Here is an 8,365-nt window from a genome sequence, read left to right as displayed (position 1 = left end):
GACTACACTCACTTAAGCTTGAGAGCAATCAACCCTCCACAACAAACCAACTGTTACGATTTGTTATGGTTTTATACTAGCTGTTGATAGCTCCTTAAAACGGGTTTCTCTCATTTCGTTGATTAAACGACCACCGATAGAGGAAGAAGGCTCAACATAGCGTTTAACCCATTGATACACTTGTTCTTTTCTCGTATGTGGCAATGCGTCAATATGCTTTAACAAGTTACGGAACGCTTTACTCATGCCTTCAACCTACCGAATATTTGTTCTTATACCCATTATACAAGTATTTCGGACAAGTCTCAAATATCAACAATAAAATTTAACAGAGCCTATTTTTATGAATCTTTTTTGTCTAGCTCTGATTACAGAATGAAGGAATTTGATGAATATTTAAGACCGTGATCGCTTATAATCGGCTTCTATTTAGACACTAAAGCCATAGGATACATCAATCAAGTTACAACATATAAAACATTATACTGTTCTTCATGCATACGTTTTTATATTTTTAAATGACTTAACTGTTATTTTCCAATGATAACGGTTTTAATTTTGCTTCTATTTGTTCCCGTTTTCCTTCTAAAAAGGGCGGCAATGCAAGCTTTTCACCTAAATGATTAATATCTTCATCCGTAGCAAAGCCTGGTCCGTCCGTTGCGAATTCAAAAAGAATTCCATTTGGTTCTCTAAAATAAAGCGAGCGAAAATAATAACGATCAACAAACCCTGAATTTGGTAATTTATTATCACTAATTTTCTCAATCCAAGCCCGCAGTTCATTTTCATTTTCTACCCGAAATGCGACATGATGCGCTCCCCCACGTCCCAATCTTTCTTGCGGCAAATCTTTTCGCTCTTCAATATGAATTTCAGTACCTGAACCCCCTTCTCCGGTTTCGTATACAGCAATATCAGGTTGATCTATGATGAATGATGGATATTGTCCTTTATATTTAAATCCCATTATTTCTGTTAATACCCCAACTGTAGGTTCAGAGTATCTGACTGTTAATTTGACAGGTCCTAACCCCAGGATAGCGAATTCTTGCGGGATCGCACTTTTGTTCCAAGGTACTCCACCTTTTACACCTACATTATGTTCATCGGACACCAACATTAATCTTTGTCCCTCAAAATCTTTGAATGCTAGTGTCAGACGGCCAGCTCTTTCTTGTATCTCCTCATGCTCAATATGAAATTCTTCAAACCTTTCTTGCCAGAATGCTAAAGCAATATTACTTGCTACACGTAGAGAAATTGAAGAAATACTATTCACACCTTCATGGTTTGGTGCTGTCATAGGAATTTCAAAAAAAGTTAATTCTGTTCCTGGACTCCCAATCTCATCACCATAAAACAAATGGTAAACTGAAGTATTATCTTGATTCACCGATTTTTTTACTAATCTTAAACCTAATATTTTTGTATAAAATTGAAAATTTTCTTGTGCTTTTGCTGTTATAGCTGACACATGATGAAATCCTTTAATCTCCATTTTTATTCACCTCACAAAGTTTTATGTGTTTTTAGTTTAGTTATAAACTTACTGTATTATTAGTTTATAACTAAACTGATAAGGTGTCAAGTATTGAATCAATAAATAAAATGACATGCTGTTATTTTGTTACATAAAAAAAACATTATCAATACTCGTTGATAATGTTCATTATACGAAGAGATTCATGGTTCTATGTAAATAAAAATCTTTTTAATCTTCAGGTCTAGGGCCTGCGTCTAATCCAGAGTTTGATGCCGTCATCACTGGACGAATAGTCAGATCACCATTCACTCTAATTTGACAGGACAAGCGCAGCTGATCATCAATTAATCCTTTATCAGAAAAGGCTTTTTTCTCAATACTTGATAAATCTTCAAATTCACCTTCTAATACTTCAACTCGGCATGTCGTACATCGTGCTTTGCCTCCACAGCGATGGAGAATATCAACACCGTGATCTTCTAAAGCAAGAACAAGCTTTGTTCCTTTCTCAACTTCAAATGGTTCCTGTCCAAGCACTGATATAATTGGCATGTTATCCCTCCTTGAATAGTGTTAATGATGGTTCATCACATGTCTATCTATTTCCATTCATGAACCATCATAAACGTATTATTCGATGAAGTTAAGTTAAATCCTGCACATAAACAAATACAATTAACATTTTTCAATTTATTGATTGGTTCATAGCCCTTCTAAAAGAAGATCAATTTTCGAAAGCTCCTCTTTTGTGAAAGAAAGATTTTGAAGTGCTTGGACATTTTCATCAACTTGCTCAGGTCGACTGGCTCCAATTAAAGCGGAGGTCACTTTTCCTTCTCGCAATACCCAAGCAAGTGCCATTTGTGCTAAGGTTTGCCCTCGTTCATTCGCTAGCTCGTTTAGATCTTTGACTTTGCTTATCAAAGTCTCCGTAATATCATCAGGCTTTAAAAATACACTAGAACTTGCTGCACGTGAATTTTCTGGAATACCTTTTAAATATTTTTTTGTTAATAACCCTCCAGCTAAAGGTTTATAGGCAATTGAACCGACTCCTTCATCCTCTAATAAGCCTTGAAGCTCATCCTCTACCCAGCGTTCAAGCATTGAATAGGATGGTTGATGAATTAAACAAGGTGTCCCTAATTGTTTTAAAATCTGAATCGCTTTTTTTGCTTCTGCTGGTTGATAATTGGATATACCTACATAAAGCGCTTTTCCTTGTCGAACAGCTTGATCGAGTGCAGCCATCGTTTCTTCTAATGGTGTTTCAGGGTCTGGTCGATGAGAATAAAAAATATCAACATATTCTAACCCCATTCTTGTTAAGCTTTGGTCTAAGCTTGCAAGTAAGTTTTTTTTGGAGCCCCATTCACCATATGGTCCTGGCCACATATAAAAAAAAACGATTGGCTATTCTCCTCAGGAGTATTTGCTTAGGATTAGGATGAAGAAAGCATGTGAGCTGCTTCAAGTACATGACCTCTCCATTAGACAAGTTGGAATATCTGTCGGCTATAAAGATCAATTACTTTTCTCAAGGATGTTTAAAAAAATAGTTGGAGTATCTCCCATTCACTATCGAAAACAAAAGGAAATGGATGATTGAAATAATTTGGAAGCTTTCCCTTTGAACGTTACATTATTCTTTAGAACGTGGTGAGTTCCTTTGAATTTTTCTCAACAGTTCGAGGAGCACTTTTTTCTCTTGTTGATTTAAGCTTTCAAATTGTGCTGCTTGAAACTGCTCTTGTAATGGAACTACTTGATGATAAAGAGTCAACCCTTTATCTGTAAGAGAAAGATATTTGGTCTTCCACTCCTGTTCACGCTTTACAAGACCATTTTTCTCCATTTTACTTATCAACTGGGTAATATTCCCTTTAGTTACAAAGAGTTTATCAGCAAGCTCTTGTTGGGATAGACGTTCATTTGTACCAATTTGGGCTAAAATATCAAATTGTGATCCAGTTAAATTCCATTCTTTTAAATGAATATTTGATTCGCGAATACTTTGATTATAAAATCTTGATAAACGAAACCAGAGCATTAAATTTAAACGTAATTGCTGCTTAGAAAAAAAGTTATCTGTCTTATTTCCCATTATAATTCACCTATTTTCACTAATAATCATCAGTTTATAACTAAACTAGTAAGTTAAGTTTAGTCAAACTGTTTTGTTGTGTCAAGGTTCATATTTAATAAATGATTTCATTTCAATGTAAAAAAAGTGCCTAATAATAAGGCACTTTTCAAGTGTTAATGATTTGAATATGGTTTCTTATTAGGTGATATTTCATTTGAAAATTCAGTGATTGCTGCTTCATGTGGTGTACGGAAGGGTTTTGTCTTAGTATTCTTATTTCTTAACATACTTTGAACAGCATTCATGATCTGAGCTCTAGATTGAGTTCTTCTCATTCTATATGCAGCTGCACTTACACCTATACCTAATAAAGACCACCAAAACATTCCTCTATTACGTCTTCTTCTACCAAATAATTGTAATATAGATGGTCTTCTTCCCGATAAAAGATTAGCAACCCAATTATTCAATGTCATCACTTCCTTTTGAGAAGAATAGCTTTTCACCCTTCCAATACTAATTTTCGCATGTTAGCACTGAATTATGCTGCCAAATTTTTATAAGAGAATAAGTGCAAATGAGCTTCAACAAAATAAAGCAACCATTTTTGAATGAATATTTACATAACTATATCCATAAAATACCATAAATAAAAATTAAGAAATGAGGGGGAAAATAGTTTAATCAATTAGTGCTCAAAAGAAAATGATGGGCATCTTCTATTCAACCGAAGATGCCCGAATCGATTTTTTTTAATATTTACTTCCACAATTCCTTATAGTTGTTCACCCATTTTAATAATCGAAGATCTTGTTTAGAAGCAGCGATAAATGATAACCCAATAGGCGCTCCATTAATTTCAGCAACAGGTATAGTTACCTGAGGCAAACCAGATAGTCCAGCAATACAAGATAGCTGCATCGTTTGCGCTCTTTTTCGTTCACTTTCTTCTCCGGACATGTTAAGAAGCGGAGCTGCTCCCGGTGCAGTAGGAATGATTATTAAAGTATCCTCTTGTACTAAATCATACATTTTATTGCAAATTTGTTCTCTTTTTTGTAAATAAGGGGCTACCTCTTCATCTGTTAATGTACTTGCCCATTGAAATCTTTCTCCAATATCTTGACCAAATGTAGGATTTACCTCATTGATCCATTCACCATGAGTTTTCCAAATTTCTAGACCTTGTATCATTCTAAATGTCGTTTGCCATTCTTGAAGTCCATGAGTAGATAACGTTACCTCTTCTGTTGTTTGAAAAAGATTTTTTACTTTTTCAATAAAAGGCAGTAAAGCTTCCTTAGTTTCCGATTCAGCCAAATTCCACGCATCCTCAGCAATGATTAAACGACTAAAATCTTTTTGAACTAGGTTATGTAACGGAAGCAGGACTTCTCCAACTTCAAGTAATAGCTTTGGGTCACGGGCCATCCACCCTACCGTATCAAAGCTTTGGGCTAATGGAACAACCCCATCAATAGGCACAAAGCCATGTGTAGGGCGAATACCATATATGCCGCAATAAGAAGAAGGAATACGAACAGACCCACCTGTATCTGTCCCTAAAGCAAAGTCAACGATTTCTGCAGAAACAGCTACACCAGATCCACTGGAAGAGCCTCCGGGAATTCGTTCTGGATCTTTTGGATTGATAGGTGTCCCATAATGAAAATTTACACCGTTCAAACTATACATTATTTCATCTGTAATTGTTGTCCCTTTTAACGTTGCACCATTCTCTAATAATCGTACAATCGAGGAAGCATACATATGATCTGAAGAATGAGTCCTTAACCAGTCAGGGTTTCCTGCACTACAAGTATATCCTTTGATACTAAATACATCTTTTACAGAAAATATTAAATCTGATAACTTTCCTTTTTTTGTAGACTCAATCGTTAAATCTTGATCCATATACGCATTATAATTTACCGTCATTTTTTACTCCTTTGCAACAAATAATAATCTATCAAAATATTTCGATAAATAGTTAGAAATTTCCTTCAAGTCATATTCTTAAGAGTAAACTAATAACACCATTTTGAAATGTTAAATTAAATGGGAATTAATTAAAAACGAATTCTTTAAATGAAGAAAATGCTCAAAATGAAAGAGGAAAATAAAGCCAGTTTTAAGCTTTACTTGATTTTCATAGTTAAAAAAGCAAGGATAGAATACATACATCTATCCTTTCTCCTTTCAAGAAAAGAAATTTTTTATAATTCAATATAAATGCGATATTCTCCATCTAGGAATTGATCATCATAAACGTAAAAATCATTTTCTTCTAGTGCAATCATAACTGTATCGAATGATTCTTTTGTTTTTAATGTGACATATCCATTTTCATCTTGACTTTTTAAAGCAGCAGCTAGCTCTTCACCATTAGGAATATGTTTTTGCAAAATTTCATTTAAAGTCATTATTAAAGCTCCTCCATGTGTTCAATACTTCATTGTTACTATAGCATGTTTCCATAATTATTGTTCAATTTTATTTTCTAATTGTAGTAAGTATGAGTCAATTTGATCATCAAGTTGTTTCAAACTATATAGAGCTCTTTCATGATCGATCGTACGATAATGATGCAGACCTCCTGGCTCTTCATCCTTTTCATCTGCAAGCTTAATGATCGCTTGTATTGGTGTCCGAATGACTTCACCACCAGGCAGAAACGAATCCGTATGAAATAGTATCGCTAAAGCAATTTCTTTTGCTTTAATCGGATTTTCACCTAATCGAATGAGCAGCTTATGAGCCCGCTCGGCTCCTTTTATCGCATGTATATCATTTTGCCGATATAGCTCATAATCCCATTTTCCATCCTTATACCAAGTATAATGCCCAATATCATGTAAAAATCCAGCTTTTGCAGCCACATCTACATCGACATTCCGTTCAACGGCAAAATGAAAAGCATGATAGGCAACAGCTATAGCGTGAACTAGGCCTGATCGAGTAACGTACTTTTGTGCAATATGGTGTTGAAATAGCTCTGTTAGTTTAACATCTCTCATAGATGGTCACTTCCTTTAACAAAAAGATGATCTTATTTGATAAAAACACTTCCTTTGAAAAAAACTATTTTTAATAGTATATTTTAATTCTTCAATCATTTTTTGTCTATAGATTAAGTAAGAAAGTGACCATTGCTAAAATTTTAAGAGAGTGTTTTTTCCAATTTAAATTATAGATAGTATATTCACTTTTTCGTTTTTTGTTATGAAATTGTTTGGCTTATTTAGTCAAAACAAAACACCGTTCAGTAAATAACGGTGTTTTGTTTTTTAACATGATATGAAAGTTTATGGCAAATTTGAGCTTCCCATTAAGTAACGGTCAACCTCACGCGCTACTTCACGGCCTTCATTGATTGCCCAAACGATTAAGCTTTGCCCTCTTCTAACATCTCCAGCGGCGAACACACCTTCAATGTTTGTTTTATACTCGCCGTATTTTGCATCTACTCTCGTACGACTATCTGTTTGAACACCAAATTGTTGTAATAATGGCTGTTCAGGACCTTCAAAACCAATGGCAATGAAAACTAATTGTGCTGGCCAAACCTTTTCAGTTCCAGGAAGTTCGTTAAAAACAAACTGGCCATGGTCATTTCTAACCTTCTCCATTTGAATGGTATGAAGTTCTTTAAGGTTACCATTTTCATCTTTTACAAACTTAGTTGTTTTAATAGAATATTGACGTGGATCTTGACCAAATTTTGCTTCTGCTTCTTCATATGCATACTCCATCGTAAACACATGTGGAAATGCAGGCCACATATTATCATCCGTACGCTGAGCTGGAAGAATTGGATGCTTACCAAATTGAACGACACTATTGCATTTTTGTCTAAGTGCAGTTGCCACACAGTCAGCTCCGGTATCTCCTCCACCTATAACAATAACGTCCTTGCCTTCTGCATTTATAAACTTTCCATCCTCAAAATTTGAATCTAATAAGCTTTTTGTTGTTGTTGTTAAATAGTCCATCGCAAGGTAAACACCTTTTGCTTCACGACCTTCGATCTGTAAATCACGCTGCTTTTGTGATCCCGTACATAAAATAACTGCGTCAAATTCTGCTCTTAGTTCTTGATCCGTAATATCCTTCCCAACCTCTGTATTGGTGATGAATTCGATCCCTTCAGCTTTTAATAAGTTAACGCGGCGTTCAACGTCTCCTTTATCTAGCTTCATATTAGGGATTCCATAAGTAAGTAATCCACCAGGACGATCAGAACGTTCATATACTGTAACTGTGTGACCAGCTTGATTAAGCTGGTCCGCGCTCGCTAAACCAGCGGGACCAGATCCAATAATCGCAATTTTTTTACCCGTGCGTTTTGATGGAATTCTTGGCTGAATCCAACCATTTTCAAATCCTTTATCAATAATCGCACGTTCAATATTTTTAATAGCTACTGCTGGATCAGAAATAGCGACAGTACAGGATCCTTCACAAGGTGCAGGACAAACACTTCCTGTGAACTCAGGGAAATTATTTGTTTTTAAAAGACGGTCTAATGCCTCTTTCCATCTTCCACGATAAACAAGGTCATTCCATTCAGGAATTAAATTATTAATCGGACAGCCCGCTGCTGATCCATTGATTTCCATTCCGATATGACAGAAAGGAGTTCCACAATCCATACATCTTGCACCTTGTCTCATCAATACTTCATCTGAGAAGCGAGTAGAATATTTTTTCCAATCATCTAAGCGAGTTTTAGGATCTCTTTCCACTGCTTCTTCACGTTGATATTCAATAAATCCAGTTGCTTTTCCCATTTA

9 protein-coding genes and 2 pseudogenes are annotated in these 8,365 nt (G+C 35.3%); 1 reads left to right on the top strand and 10 read right to left on the bottom strand.

Annotated elements, in window-relative coordinates; all coding sequences use genetic code 11:
- Nucleotides 1-90: 90 nt before the first annotated feature.
- The 4 genes and pseudogenes from FDO66_RS15770 to FDO66_RS15755 form a co-directional block, all read right to left on the bottom strand.
- Nucleotides 91-246 (bottom strand): annotated as a pseudogene (locus FDO66_RS15770) (IS1595 family transposase); the annotation flags it as partial.
- A gap of 277 nt (nt 247-523) precedes the next feature.
- Nucleotides 524-1,501: a ring-cleaving dioxygenase gene (locus tag FDO66_RS15765; RefSeq protein WP_141433616.1), complete on the bottom strand. Its 978-nt coding sequence runs from the start codon at nt 1,499-1,501 to the stop codon at nt 524-526.
- A 213-nt stretch (nt 1,502-1,714) separates the two neighbouring features.
- Nucleotides 1,715-2,038, bottom strand: coding sequence for a 2Fe-2S iron-sulfur cluster-binding protein (locus FDO66_RS15760; RefSeq protein WP_141433615.1), 324 nt, complete (start codon nt 2,036-2,038; stop codon nt 1,715-1,717).
- A gap of 150 nt (nt 2,039-2,188) precedes the next feature.
- Nucleotides 2,189-2,887 (bottom strand): annotated as a pseudogene (locus FDO66_RS15755) (aldo/keto reductase); the annotation flags it as partial.
- A 7-nt stretch (nt 2,888-2,894) separates the two neighbouring features.
- Here FDO66_RS15755 and FDO66_RS15750 point away from each other — a divergent pair.
- Nucleotides 2,895-3,095 (top strand): helix-turn-helix transcriptional regulator, encoded by a 201-nt coding sequence (locus FDO66_RS15750; protein WP_258535754.1) that lies wholly within the window; start codon nt 2,895-2,897, stop codon nt 3,093-3,095.
- Nucleotides 3,096-3,128: 33 nt separating this feature from the next.
- Here FDO66_RS15750 and FDO66_RS15745 read toward each other — a convergent pair whose 3' ends face one another.
- The 6 genes from FDO66_RS15745 to gltD all read right to left on the bottom strand — a co-directional run bounded on the left by FDO66_RS15745 (nt 3,129) and on the right by gltD (nt 8,362).
- Nucleotides 3,129-3,590 (bottom strand): MarR family winged helix-turn-helix transcriptional regulator, encoded by a 462-nt coding sequence (locus FDO66_RS15745; protein WP_141433612.1) that lies wholly within the window; start codon nt 3,588-3,590, stop codon nt 3,129-3,131.
- A gap of 155 nt (nt 3,591-3,745) precedes the next feature.
- Nucleotides 3,746-4,042: a hypothetical protein gene (locus tag FDO66_RS15740; RefSeq protein ID WP_141433611.1), complete on the bottom strand. Its 297-nt coding sequence runs from the start codon at nt 4,040-4,042 to the stop codon at nt 3,746-3,748.
- A 289-nt stretch (nt 4,043-4,331) separates the two neighbouring features.
- On the bottom strand, nt 4,332-5,510 hold the full coding sequence (locus FDO66_RS15735; RefSeq protein WP_141433610.1) for an amidase: 1,179 nt from the start codon (nt 5,508-5,510) through the stop codon (nt 4,332-4,334).
- 278 nt (nt 5,511-5,788) lie between these two features.
- Nucleotides 5,789-5,995 carry a hypothetical protein gene (locus FDO66_RS15730; RefSeq protein ID WP_141433609.1) on the bottom strand — a complete coding sequence of 69 codons (207 nt, stop codon included), beginning with the start codon at nt 5,993-5,995 and terminating at the stop codon, nt 5,789-5,791.
- A 57-nt stretch (nt 5,996-6,052) separates the two neighbouring features.
- Nucleotides 6,053-6,589 carry an HD domain-containing protein gene (locus FDO66_RS15725; RefSeq protein ID WP_141433608.1) on the bottom strand — a complete coding sequence of 179 codons (537 nt, stop codon included), beginning with the start codon at nt 6,587-6,589 and terminating at the stop codon, nt 6,053-6,055.
- Nucleotides 6,590-6,877: 288 nt separating this feature from the next.
- Nucleotides 6,878-8,362, bottom strand: coding sequence for a glutamate synthase small subunit (gene gltD, locus FDO66_RS15720; protein ID WP_141433607.1), 1,485 nt, complete (start codon nt 8,360-8,362; stop codon nt 6,878-6,880).
- Between the last annotated feature and the right edge of the window lie 3 nt (nt 8,363-8,365).

Origin of the sequence: Bacillus sp. 03113 (assembly GCF_006546985.1) — a bacterium.
Lineage (GTDB): Bacteria > Bacillota > Bacilli > Bacillales > Cytobacillaceae > VATK01.
This window is presented reverse-complemented; position numbering and strand designations above follow the sequence as displayed.

Excerpts from the sequence above, each read along its gene's own strand:
- FDO66_RS15765 (WP_141433616.1), bottom strand. The coding sequence starts at position 1,501 with ATGGAGATTAAAGGATTTCATCATGTGTCAGCTATAACAGCAAAAGCA.
- FDO66_RS15760 (WP_141433615.1), bottom strand. The coding sequence starts at position 2,038 with ATGCCAATTATATCAGTGCTTGGACAGGAACCATTTGAAGTTGAGAAA.
- FDO66_RS15745 (WP_141433612.1), bottom strand. The coding sequence starts at position 3,590 with ATGGGAAATAAGACAGATAACTTTTTTTCTAAGCAGCAATTACGTTTA.
- FDO66_RS15735 (WP_141433610.1), bottom strand. The coding sequence starts at position 5,510 with ATGACGGTAAATTATAATGCGTATATGGATCAAGATTTAACGATTGAG.
- FDO66_RS15730 (WP_141433609.1), bottom strand. The coding sequence starts at position 5,995 with ATGACTTTAAATGAAATTTTGCAAAAACATATTCCTAATGGTGAAGAG.
- FDO66_RS15725 (WP_141433608.1), bottom strand. The coding sequence starts at position 6,589 with ATGAGAGATGTTAAACTAACAGAGCTATTTCAACACCATATTGCACAA.
- gltD (WP_141433607.1), bottom strand. The coding sequence starts at position 8,362 with ATGGGAAAAGCAACTGGATTTATTGAATATCAACGTGAAGAAGCAGTG.